Source organism: Kitasatospora sp. NPDC057936 (assembly GCF_042887525.1).
Classification (GTDB): domain Bacteria; phylum Actinomycetota; class Actinomycetes; order Streptomycetales; family Streptomycetaceae; genus Kitasatospora.
Window position 1 is genome coordinate 56472 of record NZ_JBHVPD010000001.1, and the last position, 19648, is coordinate 76119.

At 74.3% G+C, this 19648-nt stretch carries 21 protein-coding genes; 11 read left to right on the top strand and 10 right to left on the bottom strand.

The genetic code is table 11. From position 1 onward, the window contains the following. Positions 1 to 245: 245 nt before the first annotated feature. Both ACFVU9_RS00260 and bla read right to left on the bottom strand, forming a co-directional pair. Positions 246 to 1214 (bottom strand): MBL fold metallo-hydrolase, encoded by a 969-nt coding sequence (locus ACFVU9_RS00260; protein ID WP_387588481.1) that lies wholly within the window; start codon positions 1212 to 1214, stop codon positions 246 to 248. A 38-nt stretch (positions 1215 to 1252) separates the two neighbouring features. Beyond that, entirely contained in the window at positions 1253 to 2206 is a 954-nt protein-coding gene (gene bla / locus ACFVU9_RS00265; protein ID WP_387588483.1) for a class A beta-lactamase, read from the bottom strand. A 122-nt stretch (positions 2207 to 2328) separates the two neighbouring features. On the opposite strand from bla, the gene ACFVU9_RS00270 reads away from it, so the two are divergent. Both ACFVU9_RS00270 and ACFVU9_RS00275 read left to right on the top strand, forming a co-directional pair. Next, positions 2329 to 3276 (top strand): LysR family transcriptional regulator, encoded by a 948-nt coding sequence (locus ACFVU9_RS00270; RefSeq protein ID WP_387588485.1) that lies wholly within the window; start codon positions 2329 to 2331, stop codon positions 3274 to 3276. Positions 3277 to 3377: 101 nt separating this feature from the next. Continuing rightward, positions 3378 to 4235 carry a serine hydrolase gene (locus ACFVU9_RS00275; protein WP_380492442.1) on the top strand — a complete coding sequence of 286 codons (858 nt, stop codon included), beginning with the start codon at positions 3378 to 3380 and terminating at the stop codon, positions 4233 to 4235. Between the two features lie 10 nt (positions 4236 to 4245). On the opposite strand, the gene ACFVU9_RS00280 is transcribed toward ACFVU9_RS00275, so the two are convergent. Beyond that, positions 4246 to 5121, bottom strand: coding sequence for a winged helix-turn-helix transcriptional regulator (locus ACFVU9_RS00280; protein WP_387588487.1), 876 nt, complete (start codon positions 5119 to 5121; stop codon positions 4246 to 4248). Between the two features lie 97 nt (positions 5122 to 5218). On the opposite strand from ACFVU9_RS00280, the gene ACFVU9_RS00285 reads away from it, so the two are divergent. Further along, positions 5219 to 6460 carry an MFS transporter gene (locus ACFVU9_RS00285; RefSeq protein ID WP_387588489.1) on the top strand — a complete coding sequence of 414 codons (1242 nt, stop codon included), beginning with the start codon at positions 5219 to 5221 and terminating at the stop codon, positions 6458 to 6460. Positions 6461 to 6472: 12 nt separating this feature from the next. On the opposite strand, the gene ACFVU9_RS00290 is transcribed toward ACFVU9_RS00285, so the two are convergent. Then, on the bottom strand, positions 6473 to 7117 hold the full coding sequence (locus ACFVU9_RS00290) for a DJ-1/PfpI family protein (protein ID WP_387588491.1): 645 nt from the start codon (positions 7115 to 7117) through the stop codon (positions 6473 to 6475). Positions 7118 to 7379: 262 nt separating this feature from the next. Between ACFVU9_RS00290 and ACFVU9_RS00295 the strand changes: the two genes are divergently transcribed. The 3 genes from ACFVU9_RS00295 to ACFVU9_RS00305 all read left to right on the top strand — a co-directional run bounded on the left by ACFVU9_RS00295 (position 7380) and on the right by ACFVU9_RS00305 (position 10148). Further along, positions 7380 to 8732, top strand: coding sequence for an erythromycin esterase family protein (locus tag ACFVU9_RS00295; protein ID WP_387588493.1), 1353 nt, complete (start codon positions 7380 to 7382; stop codon positions 8730 to 8732). An 86-nt stretch (positions 8733 to 8818) separates the two neighbouring features. Next, a complete protein-coding gene (locus ACFVU9_RS00300) occupies positions 8819 to 8950 on the top strand; it encodes a hypothetical protein (RefSeq protein ID WP_380500660.1) in 132 nt (43 codons plus the stop codon). Between the two features lie 253 nt (positions 8951 to 9203). Continuing rightward, positions 9204 to 10148, top strand: coding sequence for a lipase family alpha/beta hydrolase (locus ACFVU9_RS00305; protein ID WP_387588495.1), 945 nt, complete (start codon positions 9204 to 9206; stop codon positions 10146 to 10148). Between the two features lie 103 nt (positions 10149 to 10251). Here the strand turns inward: ACFVU9_RS00305 and ACFVU9_RS00310 are convergent, their stop codons facing one another. Further along, a complete protein-coding gene (locus tag ACFVU9_RS00310) occupies positions 10252 to 11010 on the bottom strand; it encodes a G1 family glutamic endopeptidase (protein WP_387588497.1) in 759 nt (252 codons plus the stop codon). A 109-nt stretch (positions 11011 to 11119) separates the two neighbouring features. Here ACFVU9_RS00310 and ACFVU9_RS00315 point away from each other — a divergent pair, with 109 nt between their 5' ends. From ACFVU9_RS00315 to ACFVU9_RS00330, 4 genes are read left to right on the top strand one after another with little or no spacing between them, the layout of a single operon-like run. Next, positions 11120 to 11314 carry a hypothetical protein gene (locus ACFVU9_RS00315; protein WP_387588499.1) on the top strand — a complete coding sequence of 65 codons (195 nt, stop codon included), beginning with the start codon at positions 11120 to 11122 and terminating at the stop codon, positions 11312 to 11314. Positions 11315 to 11332: 18 nt separating this feature from the next. After that, complete coding sequence (locus ACFVU9_RS00320; RefSeq protein WP_387588501.1) at positions 11333 to 11728, top strand: hypothetical protein; 396 nt, start codon at positions 11333 to 11335, stop codon at positions 11726 to 11728. After that, positions 11725 to 13515 (top strand): GMC family oxidoreductase, encoded by a 1791-nt coding sequence (locus ACFVU9_RS00325; RefSeq protein ID WP_387588503.1) that lies wholly within the window; start codon positions 11725 to 11727, stop codon positions 13513 to 13515. The genes ACFVU9_RS00320 and ACFVU9_RS00325 overlap by 4 nt, the downstream gene beginning before the upstream one ends. Further along, entirely contained in the window at positions 13512 to 14354 is an 843-nt protein-coding gene (locus ACFVU9_RS00330) for a hypothetical protein (protein ID WP_380437052.1), read from the top strand. The genes ACFVU9_RS00325 and ACFVU9_RS00330 overlap by 4 nt, the downstream gene beginning before the upstream one ends. Here the strand turns inward: ACFVU9_RS00330 and ACFVU9_RS00335 are convergent. Both ACFVU9_RS00335 and ACFVU9_RS00340 read right to left on the bottom strand, forming a co-directional pair. Then, positions 14342 to 15295, bottom strand: coding sequence for an SDR family NAD(P)-dependent oxidoreductase (locus tag ACFVU9_RS00335; protein ID WP_387588505.1), 954 nt, complete (start codon positions 15293 to 15295; stop codon positions 14342 to 14344). The two genes, ACFVU9_RS00330 and ACFVU9_RS00335, sit on opposite strands and share 13 nt — an antisense overlap. 32 nt (positions 15296 to 15327) lie before the next feature. Then, positions 15328 to 16236, bottom strand: coding sequence for an SDR family NAD(P)-dependent oxidoreductase (locus ACFVU9_RS00340; protein ID WP_387588507.1), 909 nt, complete (start codon positions 16234 to 16236; stop codon positions 15328 to 15330). Positions 16237 to 16307: 71 nt separating this feature from the next. On the opposite strand from ACFVU9_RS00340, the gene ACFVU9_RS00345 reads away from it, so the two are divergent. Next, the gene (locus tag ACFVU9_RS00345; RefSeq protein ID WP_387588713.1) at positions 16308 to 17237 is read left to right on the top strand and encodes a LysR family transcriptional regulator; all 930 of its coding nucleotides are present in this window, start codon (positions 16308 to 16310) and stop codon (positions 17235 to 17237) included. A 52-nt stretch (positions 17238 to 17289) separates the two neighbouring features. Here the strand turns inward: ACFVU9_RS00345 and ACFVU9_RS00350 are convergent, their stop codons facing one another. From ACFVU9_RS00350 to ACFVU9_RS00360, 3 genes are read right to left on the bottom strand one after another with little or no spacing between them, the layout of a single operon-like run. Then, the gene (locus ACFVU9_RS00350) at positions 17290 to 18306 is read right to left on the bottom strand and encodes a bile acid:sodium symporter family protein (RefSeq protein WP_387588509.1); all 1017 of its coding nucleotides are present in this window, start codon (positions 18304 to 18306) and stop codon (positions 17290 to 17292) included. Further along, positions 18303 to 18659 carry a hypothetical protein gene (locus ACFVU9_RS00355; RefSeq protein WP_387588511.1) on the bottom strand — a complete coding sequence of 119 codons (357 nt, stop codon included), beginning with the start codon at positions 18657 to 18659 and terminating at the stop codon, positions 18303 to 18305. The genes ACFVU9_RS00350 and ACFVU9_RS00355 overlap by 4 nt, the downstream gene beginning before the upstream one ends. Further along, positions 18656 to 19540, bottom strand: coding sequence for an oxaloacetate decarboxylase (locus ACFVU9_RS00360; protein WP_387588513.1), 885 nt, complete (start codon positions 19538 to 19540; stop codon positions 18656 to 18658). Before ACFVU9_RS00360 ends, ACFVU9_RS00355 begins: the two co-directional genes overlap by 4 nt. Positions 19541 to 19648 lie beyond the last annotated feature (108 nt).

The window sequence follows — 19648 nt, forward strand, 5'->3', positions numbered from 1 at the left end:
ACCTGCCCCCCACCCGGGCCGCCGTTTCGGCCACTTCGCTGGCGACTTCGTCGGCGAGCGCGGCGGGGGACGGCGCCCTCCCCCACTCCCCACTCCTCACGGCTTCACGGCGCGTAGTCGTACCCGATGGTGAAGCGGGTCGGCAGGCACCACTCGGTGTACTCGATGACGGTCGATCGGCGGTGATGGCGCGGTGATGGCGTTGGCGCGGTCGTCGACGAGTGCTCATCGACGACCGCGGGCACTCAGGGGGTGAACGACTCCAGGTGGTCGAGGCGGACGAACCGGGCCTCCGGGCTGGCCCGGTGGACGGCGGCTTCGAGGGCGTCGAGGCCGCCCCAGTCCACGGCGGGTTCGGTCAGGGGGTGGTCGAAGTCGTCCCAGTGCGTCGGTATGACGTACGGCGGGTGGTCGAGGACGTCGAGCAAGCGCGGGACGTAGTCCGGTACGGAGCCCCCGCCGGGCTGCATCAGCAGGACGTCCGGGGCGAGGCCGGTGAGGTGGCGGGCGTCGTAGTTGGCTCCGCCGCTGTCGAGGATGCGCAGCCGGTCGTCGCCGACGGTGATCAGGTAGGCCAGCGTGCCGCCCTCGACCAGGTCGGAGATCACGCGCGGGCGGGGCGGCGGCGCGCCGGGCCTGGTGCCGGGGAAGGGCACCTTCGAGCGCGGGCCGGTCATCGAGTGCAGGGAGTCGACGACCCGGATCGTGTAGCCGTCGAACTGCAGGTACTCGCCGCCGCGCACCACCGACAGCTGGTCCTGCGGCGCGCCGAGCGCGGTCAGCAGGTTGGCGTGGCTCTCGGTGCCGAGCACGGTGGCGCCCGTGCGGGCGGCGAGGTGCGGGACGTCGGGCAGGTGGTCGTAGTGGCCGTGGGTCACCAGGATCTGGTCGGCGCGCAGTCCGAGGCGGTCGATGGCGGCGGTGTCGACGCTGAGCGGGGTGGCGGGGTCGGCGCCCTGCGGGGTGTAGGTGCCGGTGCGGAAGCGGGTGATCCACGGGTCGATCAGGATCGTCGTGGGGGTGGCCGGGTCGCCGAAGGTGATCTCCCAGCCGTTGTTGCCCAGCCAGCGCAGGGTGACCCCCGAGGAACCGGGTGGTCCGGGGCGGCGGCGTCGGCGGTCGGACGGCCGGGCTTCAGCGGGGGGCGTGGCGGTGCCGAGCACGGCGGCGCTCGTCGCCGAGGCGGCCAGCAGGCGGCGGCGGGACAGGGGCATCGTCAACGGTCTCCTCTGGTCGGTGAATCGGGGGCGGGTCAGCCGAGCGTGCCGACGACCGCCTTCGTCGCCCGGGCGATCAGGGCGTCGTCGGAGGTGGCGCCGGCCTTGCCGCGGTCGGAGAGGACGACGATGACGATCGGGCTGCGACCGCCGGCCGGCCATGCGAGGGCGACGTCGTTGCGGGTGCCGTAGCCACCGTTGCCGGTCTTGTCGCCGATCTTCCAGTCGGAGGGCACGCCCGCGCGGATGTACGGCGCGCCGGTCGTGTTGCCGGCCAGCCAGTCGGTCAGGAGCCGGCGCCGGTCCTCGGTGAGGGTGTCGCCGAGTGCGTAGCGGCGCAGGTCGGCGGCGAAGGCGCGGGGCGTGCTGGTGTCGCGGGTGTCGCCGGGGGTGGCCTCGTTGAGGGTGGGCTCGGTGCGGTCGACGCTGGTGGTCGTGTCGCCGAGCTCGCGCAGGGACTGTTGGACGGCCGCCGGGCCGCCGAGTTCGGCGGTGACGAGGTTCGCCGCGGTGTTGTCGCTGTACTGGATGGCGGCGGCGGCCAGGTCCCGCACCTTCATGCCGGTGGCGACGTGCTGCGACGTGATCGGCGCCCACGCCAGCACGTCCTCCTGGCGGTACGCGACCACCTTGTCCAACTGCTCGTCGGAGGCCTTGCGCAGCAGGGCCCCGGTGGCGAGCGACTTGATCGTGGACGCGAACGCGAACCGCTCGTCGGCGCGGTAGGAGACCTCCCGGCCGCTGCCGGTGTCCAGCGCGTAGACGCCGAGGCGGGCGCCGAACTGCTGCTCAAGTCCCTTGAAGGAATCGTCGGTTGTGGCCGCGACGGTGGCTGTGGCGGTGGCGGTCGGGGCTGCGGCGTTCGTGCTGCCGCTCGTGCCGCTCGCTGCGCTCGTGCCGCTGTGGCCGCACCCGCTCAGCAGGGTGACCGCGAGCAGGGCCGCGGCGGGCAGTGCGGTGCGGGGGAGGCGTCGGATCGTCGGTGGCATGGGTGGTCTCCAGTGCGGGTGGGGTGGCGGGCCGTCGCCCTCAGCCAATCAGCCCGTCAGGTCTCCAGTCCAAGACCATGATGGTGAAGGGATCGATGCGAAATTGCCTATGATTGCTGCCCATGGACCTGCTGGGGCACCTCCGCCACTTCCGCGCCGTCGCCGAGGAGCGGCACTTCGGCCGCGCCGCCGAGCTCCTGCGGATCGCCCAGCCCTCGCTCTCCCAGCGGATCCAGCGCCTCGAACGCGAACTCGGCGTGACCCTGTTCGACCGCGGTCCGCGCGGGGTCGACCTCACCCCGGCGGGCCGGCTGCTGCTCGCGGAGGCGGAGGAGGTGCTGGAGGGCTCCGCCCGTCTGCTCGCCGTCGCCGCCGACCTGCGCAGCGGCCGGGCGGGCACCCTGCGCGCGGCCGTGCCGCCCGAGCTCGGACCGGCCGCCCTGGCCGCGCTGCTCACCGGTTTCGAGAGCGCGTCCCCGGGCACCCGGCTCGAACTGCGGGAACTGCCCGTCGCGGCCGTCGTGCGCGAACTCGCCCAGCACACGGTGGACGTCGCCGTCGTCCGTCACCCCTGCCCGGCCGACGGACTGGCCTTCGGGCCGGTCCTGCACCAGCCGCTCGGCGTCCTGCTCGCCGCCGGGAGCCCGTACGCCGACCGCCCCGAGCTGGCGGTGGCCGAACTGACCGGCCGGCGTCTGGTGCTCTTCCCCCGCGCCACGGCCCCGGCGCTGTACGACGAGGTGCTCACCACCCTGTCCCGGCACGGCTGCACCCCGGAGGCCGTCGTCGACCCGCCGGGACCGGACGTCGCCGGCGCGCTCGTGCTCACCGGCAGCGCCGTCGCCCTGGCGCCGCGCACCGCGCCGCCGGCGGGTACAGTCTGGCGTCCGCTGACCGGCACCCCACTGGCCTGGCGCACCTCCACGGCCTGGCCGGCCGGGCGCGGCGGGCCCGCCGTCCGGCTGTTCGCCGAGGCCGCCCACGCGGCGCTGACCGGACCCGGCGGCCTCCTGCCCCAGCCGCCCAACCGTCCGCTCCACCCCCGGCCCGCAATGGAGTTCCCGCTGTGACCAGCGACCGCGTACCCAGCGACCGTACGAGAGCCGACCGCCCCGCCGGTGACCGCAGGGCCGGCGACCGCCCCGCCGGCGCCCGTGCCGCGCGCGCCCGCATCGCCGCCGCCTTCGCCGACGCCGGCGTCAGCGGCCTGCTGCACGCGCGCGACCTCGACACCGGCGCCGAGATCGCCGTGGGCGCCGACACCGCGGTCAGCACCGCGAGCGTCCACAAGCTCTGCCTCCTGGTCACGCTGTTCCGCGAGGCCGCGGAAGGCCGGATCGACCTCACCCGCCAGGTGGACGTCCCCGCCGCCGGCCGCACCCCGGGACGGACGGGCCTCGCGGCCATGCTCGACGCCGCCCGCCTCTCCCTGCGCGACCTCGCCTACCTGACCGCCGCCGTCAGCGACAACGCCGCCGCCGACGTGCTGTGGGCCGAGGTCGGCCTGGACACCGTCAACCGCACCATGGCCGACCTGGGCCTCACCCGGACGGTGGCCGTCCACACGCTCGGCGGCATGACCGCCGCCCTCGTGGAGGACACCGGCCCCGACTCCCCGGTCGACCCGGCGGTGGTCGCCCGGCTCCGGGTCCTCGACCCCGCCTTCACCAACCACAGCACCCCGCGCGACATGACCGCCCTCCTCGCCGCCCTCTGGCACGGCGACGCCTGCCCCGGCGACCACGGCGCCGCCCTGCGCCGCCTCCTCGGCCTCCAGGTCTGGCCGCACCGCCTCGCCGCCGGCTTCCCCTTCGACGACGTCCGCGTCCACGGCAAGACCGGCACCCTCCCGACCCTGCGCCACGAGGTCGGCGTCGTCGAGTACCCCGACGGCGGCCGCTACGCCCTCGCGGTCTTCACCCGCGCCGCCGCCACCGCCATCACCCTCCCCGCCGCCGACGCCGCCATCGGCACCACGGCCCGCCTGGCCGTCGACGCCCTGCGGGCGACGGCACGCCCGGGGGAGTAACCCGGCCCGCCTACCGGAGCGCGCGGGCCGCGGTCAGGGCCGCCGTCACGCTCCCCGCGACGTCGGTGACCGGGTAGAGGACCTCGCGGACGGTGCGGGTCCGGTCGACGACCAGGGTGAGGCGCTTCAGGCGGGTGGTGCCGGCGGCGCGGAGGGTGGGGAGGCGGAGGGCGCCGGTGAGGTCGAGGGCGAGGTCGGAGAGGAGGGGGAAGGCCAGGCCCTCGGCTTCGGCGAACGCGCGCTGCTCGTCCGGGCGTTGGGTGGAGATGCCGCGCACCGCCGCGCCGGCGGCGGTGAAGTCGGCGAGGTGGTCGCGGTAGGTGCGTGACTCCAGGGTGCAGCCGGACGCGCCGGGCACCGTCGACCAGCCGGGCGGGTAGGACTCGGCGCGGACGAAGGCGCCGGGGAAGCAGTACAGGACGGTGGTGGCGTCCGGGGCGACGGGATCGTGCTCCCGGCCGTCCGCGCCCGGGAGCAGCAGGTCGGGGATCCGGGTGCCGCGCAGCGCGTGGACGCGTTCCGCTTCCCGGGAGTGCTCGGTGGCGGTGGCCGTGGGGGTGCCGTCGCCCAGGACCCAGCTGTCGCCCCAGTCCTGGAGGGCGACCAGGACGGGCAGCAGGGCGCGCCCGCGCGGGGTGAGGCGGTACTCGTGGCGCGGCGGGCGGTCCTGGTACTGCTCGCGGGCGAGCACGCCGGAGTCGACGAGCAGGCGCAGGCGTTCGGCGAGCACCTTGCGGGAGAGGCCGAGCTCCTGCTGGAGCTGCTCGAAGCGGTGCAGCCCGCGGGCCGTGTCGCGGACGATCAGCAGGGTCCAGGTGTCCCCGACCACGTCGAGGGCCTGGGCGATCGCGCAGTTGTCGTCCGCCGGGCCGCCGCGCCGGACCATCGTGGTCTCCTTCCGGGGGTGATCACCAGCGTTGACCTTAGCCCCGTCAGCCTGACATAGTCCGTTCCGAAAAGGAACTGACTACGGGGGTGGCCGGATGGCCGAGCGGAACGGGACCGGGGACGGCGCGGGGAACAGGGGCGCGCTGCGGGCGCTGCCGAGGACCGTCTGGCTGCTGGCGGCCGGCGGCTTCGCCAACATGGTGGTGTCCTTCACCTTCGTCTACCTTTTCGTCTACCTGACCGGCCCGCGCGGGCTGAGCACGGCCGCCGCCGGCACCATCGCCGGCGCCGGCGGCCTCGGCCTGGTGGCGGGCAACTTCACCGGCGGCTGGTTCGGGGACCGCTTCGGCCACCGCCGGACGCTGCTCACCGGGTCCGCCGTCTCCGGCGCCGGACTGCTCGCCCTGCCGGTGCTGCCGACGTCCGTGCTGCTCCTGGTGCTGCCCGTCTTCCAGTACGCCGCCGGCACCGTGCGCGCCTCCAATTCGGCGCTCGTCGCGGTGGCCGTGCCGCCCGGCGACCGGCGGCAGGGCTTCGCGGTGATGCGCTTCGCGGGCAACGCGGGCTTCACCATCGGCCCGGTGCTCGGCGCGCTCATCGCGACCCACTGGTCGTACGAGTGGCTGTTCCGCATCGACGGGCTCGGGTCGCTGCTGTTCGCCGCGTACGCCGCCAAGGTGCTGACCGCCGACGGGCCGCGCAGCGGCCGGACCGTCACCCGCGGCGGCCTGTGGGCGACGCTGCGGGAGCGGCCCGCGGTGCTGGTGCTGCTGCCCGCGATCGTCGTCGTGGACACCGTCTACCGGCAGCAGTACTCGGTCCTGCCGGTGTTCCTCGCCGACCACGGCATCGGCACCGGCGTGTACGGCGCGGTGCTGGCGATCAACGGCGGCCTGATCCTCGCGCTGGAGGTGGTCGTCACCATGGCGCTGCGCGACCGGGCGCCGCTGCGGATCATCGGCACCGGCCTGCTGCTGGTCGGCGCGGGCTTCGCGGCGCTGGTCGCGGGCGCGTCGGTCGTCACCACGGTGGTGATGATGGTCGTGGTCACCGCGGGCGAGATCCTCTACAAGACCCCGGCGACGGCCTTCGTCGCGGACAGCGCACCGCCCGAGTACCAGGGCCGCTTCCAGAGCCTCTACGCCGGGGCCTCCACCAGCGGCACCGTCCTCGCACCCCCGCTCGGCGGCGCCCTCTACCAGTCCGCCCCGGGTCTGCTCTGGCCCGCCTGCGCCTGCCTGGCGGTCCTCGCCGGCCTGGCCGTCTTCGCCGCCGGCCCGCTGACCGCCCCGCGCACGGCGAAGGGCTCACCCGTACCGGAGGCGGTCGGGGGCTGAAGGGGCCCGCTGTCACCGCCTGTTCGTCGGGGACGACGAGCGGGCGGCCAGGTAGTCCTTGGCCGCCTGGGGGGCCTTGGCGTAGGAGCCGGCGTCGAACGGGGGCTGGGGGTCGTACTCGATGGCGAGTTGGAAGGCCTCGGCGGCGGTGCGGCCGGCGGTCAGTTCGGCGAGGCGCAGGGCCATGTCGATGCCCGACGAGACGCCGGCGGCGGTGATGATGTCGCCGGGTTGTTCGACGACGCGGTGGGGCGTGTAGGTGGCGCCGTAGGACTCCAGGATGTGGACGGCGCTCCAGTGGGTGGTCGCTTCCAGGCCGTCGAGGAGGCCGGCGGCGGCGAGGAGCAGGGAGCCGGTGCAGACCGACGTCGTCCAGGTGGTCGTGGTGTGGACGCGGCGGATCCAGTCGAGCAGCGGCTCGTCGGTGAGGCGGCTGCGGGCGCCCGGGCCGCCGGGGACCACCAGGACGTCGGCTTCCGTGACGTCCTCGAAGGGGGCCGTCGCGACGACGTGGAGCAGGCCCGCGCCGTCCGTGCAGGGGCCCGCGGTGGCGGCGGTGAAGACGACGTCGGCTTCCGGGAGCATGCGGAGGACCTCGTACGGGCCGACGGCGTCGAGTGCGGTGAAGCCGTCGAAGATCGGGATGGCGATGCGCATGGGGGTGCCTTCCGGGGAGGGGCGGTGTCGTCCCCGGTCCGGCGCCCGGCCCGGGCGAAGAGCTCGGGGGAAGAGCTCACCCTTCCAGCGTGACCGGGCTCGGGTGCAGCGGCAAGGACACGGATATGACGAGGTCCGTCATCGCGTGGGAGGGGGTTATCCCCAGGCGAGGTCGGAGGCCAGCCCCAGGGTGTCGCGGACGGATCGTGGGCGATCATCAACGGCAGGAGCAGGAAGCCGAGTCGGGGATGGGTGATCGTGCATGGGTGGGCTGATCGGGCGGCGTTCGCTGCTGCGGGCGGCGGCAGCGGCCGGGGCGGGGGCGCTGGCGGTGCCGGCCACGGCCACGGCCGCGCGTGCGGGGGAGGAGCAGGAGCCGGTCCGGGCCGCGCTGTTACGCGCCTCCCGGCCGCTGCGCTCCCCGGTGCCGGGGGCGGACCCGTCCGACCTCCGGGCGTTCGGGGCGATGGTGGGGGACGCCCGGGTCGTCGGCCTGGGGGAGGCGACGCACGGGTCGCACGAGTTCTTCGCGATGAAGGAGCGCGTCTTCCGGTACCTCGTGGAGGAGAAGGGCTTCGGAGCCTTCGCCCTGGAGATGAGCTGGCCGGCCGGGTTGCTCGTCGACGAGTTCGTCCAGGGCGGACCCGGCGACGCGCGCCGGGTCGTGCGGGCCGCGCTGGGCGGATCGCCGTGGGAGCGTGAGGAGTTCCTGCACCTCGTCGAGTGGATGCGGGACCACAACCGGCGCAACCCCCGCCGCCGCGTCCACTTCATGGGCGACGACATCGGCGCCCCGCGCGTCGGGGACGCCTTCTTCGAACGGGTGACGGGCTACGTCCGGCGCCGGCACCCGGAGTTGCTGCCGCGCTTCACCGAGCTGTACGCCGGCCTGCGCCCCCTCGACGACAGCTTCGCCTACCTGCGCCGCCCGCTCGCCGAGCGGCAGCGCCTCGCGGGCAACGCCGAAGCGGCTTTCAAGCTGATGGAAAGTCAACATGGCCAGAGCGGCGAGGAGTTCGCGTGGGCCGTGCAGCACGCCCGCTCCATCGCGCAGACCGCGGTGTTCCTCGGGGTCGACCTCCAGGACGAAGGCGCGCTGCGCGCCGCGATGCTCCACCGCGACCGGGTGATGGCCGACAACGTCGTCTGGTGGCACCGGCAGACCGGCCACCGCATGCTCGTGTCGGCGCACAACGGTCACATCGCGTACGTCCCCGACGACCCCGACCAGCACCCGAAGGCGCAGGGCGGGTTCTTGCGCGAGGCGCTCGGCGGCGGGTACCTCCCGGTCGGGTTGACCTTCGGCCAGGGCTCCTTCCTCTCCCAGGATTCGCAAGCGTCGTCCGGGCTCCCGGACCGCGAGTGGACGAAGTTCACGGTGGGCCCGCCCGCGCCCGGCACCACCGAGGAGACCCTCGACCGGGTCCGCGGCGGCGACTTCTACCTCGACGTCCGCAGCGCCCCGCCCGCGGCCCGCGCCTGGCTGGACACCCCCCGACCGCTGCGCAGCATCGGCACCGGGTACCCCGTGCCGCTCAGCACCGTGCGGATCGCCGAGTCCTTCGACGTGCTCGTCCACCTCCACCGGGTCCGGGAGGCGGACAAGCTGGGCTGATCGGAACCCGGTCGGCAGCCGGGGCGCGTACGGCCGCTCCGGGGCGGCCGTCTCGTCCCCCGTCAGCCGCACGCCGAGCGCCGCTCGTGCGCGAGACCCTGGACCTCGCCGCCGACGCACAGCAGCTCCTCGTGCTGCTCCCGGCCGAGGCGGAGAGCGCCGCGCACGTCGACCGGCTGACGCGGCCGACTCCGGGGCGGCTGCGGGTGGTCTCGTGACGTCCGGGCGCAGGGCCCGGACTCCCGTACCGGGCGTCACGGAATTTGGTGCGAGAATTCCGGAATGAAAGCCTGGAATTCCTGGGCCACAATGCCGTCATGCCATATGAATATCTGACGAGGCTACTGATTACTCTCTGCTCGCAGCGGGAGTGCGGCCTGCCTTACCGGTGGCTTCTGACCTGCGTAATGCTTGTGCAGGTGATAGTTTTCGGTAAGTGCAGAAAGAATTCCTGACGGCAGGAAATACCTCATGAGAGCGAATCGAGGTCGGGCGCTCGCGGTCGCGGCGGTCACTGCGGGCAGCCTGCTGGCCGCCGCCGTCCACCCGGCCGCAGCCGCCCCGGTGTACCCGGTCGAGTACCACTTCGCGATCGGCTTCCCGGCGGGCTTCCTCACCCCCGACGCCGCCCCGCCCGGCGCGAACGACTGGTCCTGCCGGCCCGGCGCAGCGCACCCGGAGCCGGTCGTCCTCGTGCACGGCACGGCCGAGAACATGAACGACAACTGGCGCGGCGCGGCCCCGCTGCTCGCCAACGCCGGGTACTGCGTCTACGCGTTCGACTACGGCGGCGCCCCCGGTGCGCCGATGCAGGGCCTCGGGCCGATCGAGGACTCCGCCCGGCAACTGTCCGCGTTCGTCGACCAGGTCCTCGCCGCCACCGGGGCGGCCAAGGCCGATCTCGTCGGACACTCCCAGGGCGGCGGCGTGCTGCCGCGCTACTACCTGAAGAACGACGGCGGCGCCGCGAAGGTGGCCAAGCTCGTCGGCATCACCCCCCTCAACGAGGGCACCACGTTGGACGGCCTCAGTGTGCTCGCGACCGAGTTGCACATCCTGGAGCCGGCGAACGCGGTGCTCGACACCGCCTGTCCGGCCTGCGTCGAGCAGGAGGCGGGCTCCCCGTTCATCGCCGCGCTCGACGCGGGCGGCGCGACCCTCCCGGGCGTCGAGTACACCGTCATCGCGTCGAGGTTCGACGAGGTCGTCACCCCGTACACCAACTCCTACCTGCCGGCCGGGCCGCACGTCACGAACCTGACCCTGCAGGACCAGTGCGTGGCCGACGCCGCCGACCACCTGGAGGGCCCGTACGACCCGGTCGCGCTGGCCGACGTCCGCAACGCGCTCGACCCTGCGCACCCCGTCCCGGTGCCGTGCAAGCCGGTGCTGCCCGTCCTCGGCCCACTGCTCTGAGGCCCGGCTCGTCCTAGGCCCGGCTCGTCGCAGGCATCGCCCGTCCGACGTGTCGCCCGGCACGCCGCTCGTAGCGGCGGCGCGCCGGACGACACGCCCTACGTCAGCTGTGCTTCCACGTCACCGAGAAGGCACCGCCCCCGCTGAGCCCGGAGGTGGTGGCCTTGGTGGTGCTGCCCGAGGCCATCGTGATGCTCGACGCGCCCGCGGCGCTCAGGCTCTGGCCGTTGGCGGTCGCCCCGCTGAAGCCGACGGTGCCGAAGTTCGAGAGCGGCAGGACGCCGGTGGAGCTCGACGGCGCCTCCGCGATGACCTCGGCGGAGGCCAGGGCCGCGCTGCGCAGCGTCTTGTTGACGCTGCGCTTCCAGCCCTGGGTGGTGTCGGAGAGCGTGAGCGTGAACGACCCGGAGCCGTTGGTGGTGACGCTCGCGGTGAAGTGGTCGCCGGGCCGCACGGAGTTGGAGAAGTTCACCGGGTACGCCGGGTACATCTCGTACCAGGACGAGTACACCGGCGAACCGCCCGAGCAGTCCGCCTCGGTGCCGAGCTGCTCGACCGAGTTGCTGCCGTCCCCGTCGATCCCGACCCAGAAGCTGGACCAGGTGTCGGAGCCCGAGCAGGACACCGACGGCTGCACCCAACTGGCGCTGACGCTGGTGAACTTGCCGCCGGTTGCGGCGTACCCGGCCCAGTTGCTGCTGGTGCTGCGCAGCACGCCGCCGCCGTGGTGGCCGAGCGGTGCCTGGACGATGGCGGGGGCGGTGGCGGCGAGGGCCGGTGCCGCGCCGCCGAGGACGGTCAGCAGGGCGGCGGAGGAGGCGACGAGGGCGCGTCGAGACGTGCGTCGACGGGCTATGGACATGGCTACTCCTGTGTGAGGGGGTGGAGTTGACCAAGCGTCGACAACGGTAAGGCCGGCGGTTGGCGGTGATGAGTCACCGGGCGGTAAAGAAATCCTGGGGATTCCTTGGATGTCCCTGGACTTCCTCGTGGCGGCCGCATGGCCTACCCGGTCGCATCACGGCCGCGAGTCACGCTCGATCAGGCCACCGGCGATCAAGTTCGGCCAGTTTCAGACTGTTTCGGATATCGACGATTCGCTGGCGGGCGCAGGCGGGATGATCGCGGGCGGGTTCGGGTGTCATGGCCTGGCCACCTGCCGGTGACTGCGTGGGGGTGCCCGCTTGAGCGTGGACAACGACTTCGACGACCTTGACGGGACCGAGGGCCGCCTCGACGACCTCGACGACCTCGACGACTTCGAGGAACTGGACGAGCTCGCCGACTTCGACGAGTTCCTCCGCGTCTGCGCCGGGCTGACCGGCTTCGACGAGCCGGAGCTGCGGGCCACCGGGATGGCGCACGAGCACCACCGGACCGTGCTGGCGCACCGGGTGCGGGACGAGCACGCGCTCGTCCACCTCTGGTACGTCGGGGCCTGGCCGGGGGAGTCGCCCGGGTCCGCGCGGGCCTACGACGGGGCGCTGGTGTGGCGGACGTTCCACGCCGACCCGCCCGGCGCCGCCGCACCGGGCCACGGGAGTTGGGGCGACACGCCCCGGGGAGGCGAGGAACTGTGAGCACGCGCTGGGACGCGGTCGTCGTGGGGGCGGGCATCGCCGGCTCGCTGGTCGCCCAGCGGCTGGGGGCGCAGGGCTGGCGCGTGCTGGTGCTCGAAGCCGGCCGCACCGTCCCCGGCGCGGCCGAGACCGCCGCCGCCCACCGCGCCGCCGGCGGCGGCCCGCCCACCTCGGCGTACCCGCACAACCCCGACGCGCCCTCACCCGACGTCGGCGACCTCGCCGGGCCCGGCGGCCACCTCGTCCAGCACGGCCCCCTGCCCTACGCCAGCGGCTACCTGCGCGCCAACGGCGGCACCGGGCTGCTCTGGACGGGCCTCACCCCGCGCATGCACCCCGAGGACTTCCGCACCGCCGACCTCGGGCACGGCCGCAACTGGCCGATCGGCTACGACGACCTGGAGCCCCACTACCGCGACGCCGAACGCGAACTCGGCGTCGCGGCCGACGCGGACGACCAGCGCACCGCCGTCGGACTGCCCCTCCCCGACGGCTACGAGTTCCCGATGCGCGCCATCCCGCCCTCCTACCTCGACCGCCGGCTCGCCCGCGACCTCGACGGCCGCACCGTCCGCGACCCGGCCGTGCCCGTGCCCGCCCGCCTCGCCGTCACCGCGACCCCGCACGCCCGCAACGGCCGGCCGACCCGGCCCGGCGACGCCACCGGACCGCTCTGCGCCGGCAGCGCCAGTTGCGTCCCGGCCTGCCCGACCGGTGCCAAGTACACGCCGCGGCGCACCCAGGCCCGCTGGTCCGCGAGCGTCGAGCTGCGCACCGGGGCCGTCGTCAGCCGCGTCCTCGCCGACCCGGCGACCGGCCGCGCCACCGGCGTGGAGTACCTGACGCACGGCGGCGAGGCGCACCGCGTGGACGCCGGCCTCGTCGTCCTCGCCGCGCACGCGATCGAGAACGCCCGGCTGCTGCTCCTGTCCGGTCTCGCCAACCGCAGCGACCAGGTCGGGCGCAACCTCATGGACCACCCCGCCCTGCTCACCTGGGGCCTGATGCCGGGCCCGGTCGGGCCCTACCGGGGGCCGGGCTCCACCAGCGGGTTCGAGGCCTTCCGCTTCGGCGCCGGACGGGAGCGGCGGGCTCCGTTCCGCATCGAGATCGGGAACTGGGGCTGGTCCTGGGCCGGGGGAGACCCGCAGTCCGAGGCCCGGGCCGCGCTGGCCGCGGGACTGCGCGGCAAGGAGCTGCGCGAACGCCTCGGCGACCGGCTGGGCCGGCAGTTCTCGCTCCAGTTCGAGCTGGAGCAGCCCGCCGACCCGGCCAACCGCGTCACCCTCGACCCCGACCGGCGCGACCCGCTCGGCCTGCCGCGCCCGGCGATCCGCTACGACCTCACCGCGTACGTCCGCGACGGCATGGCCTCCGCCCGGGCCGTGTCCGACCAGCTGTTCGCGCTGCTCGGCGCCGAGGACCACACCGCCTACCCGGCCGGACCGGGCTGGCCGGGCCGGGTCGAGCACGGGGGAGTCGCGTACGGGTACCGGGGCGCGGGCCACGCCGGCGGCACCCACGTCATGGGCGACGCACCCGGCACGTCCGTCGTCGACCAGTGGCAGCGCAGCTGGGACCACCCCAACCTGTACGCCGTCGGCTGCGGCTCGATGCCCTCCCTCGGCACCTCCAACCCGACGCTCAGCATGGCCGCGCTCGCGCTGCGCAGCGCCGAGCGGATGCACCTCGACCTGCTGGACGTGCGCCGCCCGCTCGCGGTGGGCGCCGAACGCACCGGACCGTCCTCCCCCCTCCTCCCCGCATCGAACCCGGAGACGCCATGACCGGCCTTCCGCTCCCGCCCGTGCCGGAGCCGTACTACCTCCCCTTCCACTACGGCGCCCTGCACAACATCGGCGTCGACTACCTGGTCGGGCCCGAGCGGGCGCGCGAGCTGCTGCGCAAGCGCCACCCCGGGCTCGTGCCCGCGCTGTTCGACGGGCGGGCCTGCGTGTCGCTCAACTACCAGCTGTACTTCGCGCAGTACCCGGGCGGCGGCGGGATCACCCAGGAGGTGGAGATCAACCTCGTCGCCCACCCGGAGTTCGCCGAGGAACGCCTGCCCGAGCTGAACTACGGGCAGTACGCCCGGGGTTACGACCAGACCAAGCTGCTCGGCATCGCCCGGCTGCACGTGCTGTGCGACAACCCGCTGGCCATCGACGCCGGGCGTCTCCTCTACGCCGAGCCCAAGCGGGCGGGCTGGTTCGAGACGTTGATGCCCTCCCTCAACGCGCCCTCCGTGAACGAGCGTTGGTCCGTCTCCTGCCGCCGGGCCACCGTCGACGACGGCGGGCTCCAGCGCCACGAGGAGGAACTGCTGTCGCTGGAGGCGGACTTGGCCGGCCTCGCGTCCGAGCCGGTCAACAACACGCCGATCACCGGCTACGGCACCGACGACGAGGGGCGGCTGCTCGCCGGGCCGCTCAACGTCTACCAGCCGTACCGCTTCTTCGCCCTGGACGACCGTTCGGCCGACCGCGTCCGCCTCGACGTCGGCAACCCAGCGGAGGAGCCCGCCCGCGACCTCGCCCACCTCGTCGCCGACGCGCCGGCGGCGGGCGTGTGGACCTACCAGTCCGCACCGGTCGCCGCCCACAACCGGCCGTACTACATCCGCTGACCCGCCCCTGCGAGGTCGTCGGCGAGCAGCTGCTCCGAAAGGTCCCACAGCCGCCGGGCGTTGTCCGCGTCGAGGGCGTAGCGGGCGACGCCCTGCAGCGGGGCGCCGCGGCGGTCCAGGACCTCGGCCTCGTTGCAGTCGGCGAAGTAGCGGCCGCCGACGCCCTCCAGGAGGGGTGAGACGGCGAGCAGGACGGAGGTGGCGGCGCCCTGCTCGACCGTCTTCACGAGCTCGGGCGGGACGGAGCCGCTGCCGCGGCCCTCGGTGTGGCGCTGGAGGTTGGTGAAGATCGCGCCGGGCATGACGGCGTTGGCCGTGATGTTGTCGCCTGCCCAGCGGCGGTCGGCCTCCACGGAGAAGAGGACGTTCGCGGTCTTCGACTGGCCGTAGGCGAGCCAGGGATCGTACGGACGGAAGGCGAAGTGGACGTCGTCCCACACCACCGGGGACAGCTGGTGCCCGCTGGAGCTGACGGTGACGACCCGCGCGGCGCCGTCGGCGGCGAGTGCGCGGTGCAGGCCGGTGGTGAGGGCGAAGTGGCCGAGGTGGTTGGTGGCGAACTGCCACTCCCAGCCCTGCTCGGTGTACCGCTCGGGGCAGGCCATGACGCCCGCGTTGTTGACGAGGACGTGCAGCGGGCCCTGCCAGGCGGCGGTGAAGTCGCGGACGGAAGCGAGGTCGGCGAGGTCCAGGCGGGCGGCGTGCACTTCGCGGTTGCCGGTCGCGTCGGTGATGTCCTTGGCGACGCGCTCGCCCGCCGCGACGTCGCGGACGGCGAGGGTGACGGCGGCTCCCGTCCCGGCCAGCGCGCGGGCCGTCTCCGCGCCGAGGCCGGAGGAGGCGCCGGTGACGACGGCCCGGCGGCCGGTGAGGTCGACGCCCCGGGCGATCTCGCTGGTGGTGCTCGCGAAGCCGTACGGGGTGGTGATGGGGGTGCTCATGCGCTGAACTCCTCTGTCGAGGTGGTGGATTGTCACGAGGTCAGAAGGCGGTCCTGCTCGGTCGGCGGCGTGCCGCCGTGCCAGTCCAGGGCCCGGCCGAAGCGGATCAGCTCGCCGTACAGGGGCGGGTCGACGGGCTCGGCGAGGACGAGGTCGAGCACGGCCCGGGCCGCCTCGGCGGGGGACTGCGCCTGGCCGTAGTCGCTGAACCACGGCCGGGACGTGGCGGTGTCGACCATGCCGGGGCAGACGGCCGCGATCAGGATCCCGGCGGCGAGATCGTGTGTGCGTCGTTCGGCGGCGACCGCCCGGACCGCGGCGACCTGGGCCACCTTCGACGGCACGTTCAGCCAGCGGGGCCAGCCCTTCTCCTCGGCGGTGCCGTGGTGGACCGCGGCGCGCCACGACTCGACGGCGTACTCGACCTGGTCGAGGTTCGCGCCGTCGAACAGGTGCCGCAGGCGCGGGTCGAGGTGACCGAGGGTGCCCAGGCTGCTGGCCACCACGAGCAGCCGGCCGCCCGGGCGCAGGACCGGGCCGAAGGAGCGCAGGACGGCGTGGGTGGCGGAGTTGGAGACGTCGATGAACTCGTCGGCGCGCTCGGCCTGGGACTCGCCGGGCAGCAGGCGGGCGACGGCGTTGGAGATCACGATGTCGACGCCGCCGTGGCGGCCGTGCAGGTCGTCGGCGAGCCGGCCGATCGCCTCGGTGTCGGTCACATCCAGGACGCGGCCGTGCACCCGGGCGCGGCTGTCCGGGCGCCGGGCCACCTCGCGGGCGGCCTCGGTGACGCGGCCCTCGTCGCGCCCGGTGAGCAGCACCAGGTCGTCGGTGGTGAGGCGGGCCGCGAGGCCGTCGACGAGGGCGCGGCCGAGGCCCTGGTTGGCGCCCGTGACGAGGGCGACGCGGGGAGCGGTGGTGTTCACGCGTACGGCGTTCATGCCTGCCACGGTAGGAAGGCCGTGACCATGACGCCAGCGAAAGAATCGCACACGTGATATGCGTGAACGTCATGGACTTCACGGACGTGTCGCTGACCGCGCTGCGGGTGTTCCGCACGGTGGCCGAGCAGGGCACCTTCACGGCGGCCGCGGCGTCGCTGGGCTACACCCAGTCGGCGGTGTCCCGGCAGATGGCCTCGATCGAACGGGCGGCGGGCGCCGAACTGCTGGAGCGGCGGCGGGACGGCGTCCGGCTGACGGCGGCCGGGCGGCTCGTCCTGCGCCGGGCGACGGTGGTGCTCGACGAGATCGACGCGGCCGCCCGGGAGCTGTCGGGCCTGCCGGAGGAGGGCGGCACCGTGCGGCTCGGGTGGGTCGCCACCGCCGGGACGACGCTGGTGCCGCAGGCGCTGGCCGCCCTGCGGCGCGGCGACCCGGGGGTGCACGTCGTCAGCCGTGAGGGCGGCACCCCGGCACTGGTCCGGGCGCTGCGGGCGGGCAGCATCGACCTCGCGCTGCTGTCGTCGGCGCCGCCGTTCCGCGCGCCGGACGCGGAGTCGCCGGCGCTGGTGGTGCAGACGCTCACGGAACGCCCGCTCTGCCTGGCCGTGCCGGCGAACCACCCGCTGGCGCGCGGTGCGTACGTCGACGCGGCCGACCTGCGCGGGCAGCGGTGGATCGCCGGATCGGCCTCCGGTGCGGACCGGCTCATGGGGGTGTGGCCGGGCCTGGACGAACGACCGGAGATCGTGCACACCGCCCGCGACTGGCTGGCGAAGCTGCACCTCGTGGCCGCGGGCTGCGGCCTGACCACCGTGTCCCCCGCGATGGCCGCCGCCGCGCCGCCGGGGGTACGCGTCCTGCCCGTTCGCGGCGGGCCGCAGGAACTGCGGCGCCTCCTGCTGGCCCGCCTCCCCGGCCGCCCGAGCGAGCCCCTCGTCCGCCTGGCCGCCGCCCTGCGGTCGGCCGCACTGGGCACCGGCGCCGTCCCGGAGCCGTGAGCGCGGGCAGGCCCGGCCACCGGAGCGGTACCACGCGGTGCCGCCCCGGCGCTCAGCCCCGCGCCGCCGACGTGGTCGGCTCCGGGGCACGGGGTGTCGGTGCCCGCTCCGGGGCGCGGGACCACCGGCCCGCCAGGATCGTGCCGACCACCAACTGGAGCTGGTGGTAGAGCATCAGCGGCAGCACCATCAGCCCGGCCTCGGAGCCGAACAGCACCGCGGCCATCGGGAGGCCGTTGGCCAGGCTCTTCTGCGAGCCGCACAGCACGGCCGCGACGACGGCCGGGCGGCCGAGCCCCAGGGCGCGGGCGCCGAGCCGGGCGGCGGCCAGCGAGGCGGCGAGCAGGGCGAGCAGCACCGCGGTCAGGCCGAGCAGGGCGCCGGGCGTGGCGAGGTGCCAGATGCCCTGGGCCGTCGCCGCGCTGAAGGCCGTGTAGACGACGAGCAGGATCGAGCCGCGGTCGACCGGCGCCAGCACCCGTTTGTGCCGCCCGAGGAACCCGCCGATCCACGGCCGCAGCACCTGCCCGAGCACGAAGGGCGCGAGCAACTGGGCCGCGATGCGCAGCAGTCCTTCGGCCGAGAGCTCGGCGTGCGAGCCCAGCAGCCAGGCGGCGAGCAGCGGTGTCAGCACCAGCCCGGCCAGGCTGGAGTACGTGCCCGCGCAGATCGCCGCCGGGACGTCGCCCCGCGCCGCGCCGGTCAGCGCGACCGAGGACTGGACCGTCGACGGCACCAGGCACAGGAACAGCACGCCGGTGCGCAGTTGGTCGGTGAGCGGGACGGGCGTCAGCACGGCCGTGGCCAGCCCGAGCAGCGGGAACAGGACGAAGGTGCAGGCGAGCACCAGCCCGTGCAGCCGCACGTGGCGCAGCCCGGCCAGGGTCTCGCGGGTGGACAGCCGCGCGCCGTACAGGAAGAAGAGCAGCGCCACCGCGACGTCACAGGCCACCGCGGCCGAGCGGGCCGCGGTGCCCGTCGCCGGGAACAGGGCGGCGAGCCCGACGGTGCCGGCCAGCGCCGCCATGTAGGGATCCACGCCGCGCCGCCGCAGCCACTGCAGGCTCATCCATCACCTTCCTTCGTTCCGGGCCCCACCAGCGCGCCCACTCCGTCGACCACCGCCCCGCCTCCCAGTGCCTCGCCGACCACCGACCCGCCTTTCAGTGCCCCGCCGACCACCGCCCCGGCGCCGTCGTGGTCGCTGCCGGCCGAGCCGCCGCCCTGCTGGACGTTGGCCGTGCGGTCGACCTCCACCCAGGAGTCGGCGTGCGAGTTGTCGATGACCGTGATCAGCCCGCCCGCCGCCGCGGGCGGCGCACCGCCCGCGAGCAGCGCGCACGCCCCGGCGAGTCCGGCGGCGCCGGCCCGCCACCGGGCGGATGCCCGATGGCGGACCGGACCGGGTGACCCCGAGGTCACGCCGTGACCTCCACGAGCCCCCGGGCGCGGGCGATGTTCCGCTCCAGCAGCTCGGTGGACTCCCGCACGCCCACCGGCCGGCTGTTCGCCGGGGCGGCCGGGAGCCGGCCGTCGTTGACCTTCAGCCCCGCGAGCGCCTCGTCCATCGCCCGGTGCGCGGCGAAGAGGCACGGCGTGCTGTAGATCGCGACGTCCACCCCGAGGTCGCCGAGCTCCGACAGCGACAGCCGGGGCGACTTGCCGCCCGCGATCTGGTTGAACAGCAGCGGCTTGTCGCCGACGACGCGGCGGATCCGCCGGATCCAGTCCTCGCTGCGCACCCCGTCGACGAGGACGACGTCGGCGTCCGTCTTGGCCAGGGCGCGGGCGCGGCGCAGGATGTCCTGCTCCTCCGTGGCGTCGGTGCGGGCGACGACCACGAGGTCGGTGCGGTTCTCCAGGACGAGGTTCAGCTTCTCCAGGTACTCGTCGAGCGGCAGGACGAGCTTGCCGTCCGCGTGGCCGCAGCGGCGCGGGCGCTTCTGGTCCTCCAGGATCACGCCGGAGGCGCCGGTGCGTTCGAGCCGGCGCACGACGTGGCAGGCGACCTCGGGATCGACGTAGCCGTCGTCGATGTCGACCAGGAGGTGGTGCTGCGGGAAGGCACCGCGCAGCCGTTCGACGAAGGAGAGCATGTCCGGCCAGGCGATGAAGCCGATGTCGGGCAGGCCGTAGTAGGAGGCGGCGAACCCGAATCCGGAGACGAACATTCCGTCGTAGTGTTCGGCCGCGATCGACGCCGAGTACATGTCGTACACCCCGATGAGCGGCGTGGTGCCCGTCCGCGCGATGTCCTCGCGCAGGCGCTGACCGTATCCAGCCGCCGTGATTCCGTGGAACAAGGCCTTCTCCTCACTCACGATTCACTCACGATTCACCCGAGATTTTGCCTGGACTTGGCTATCCTTAGACCAAATCGAGGCGCCCTCACTATGTGCTCTTTAACGTTC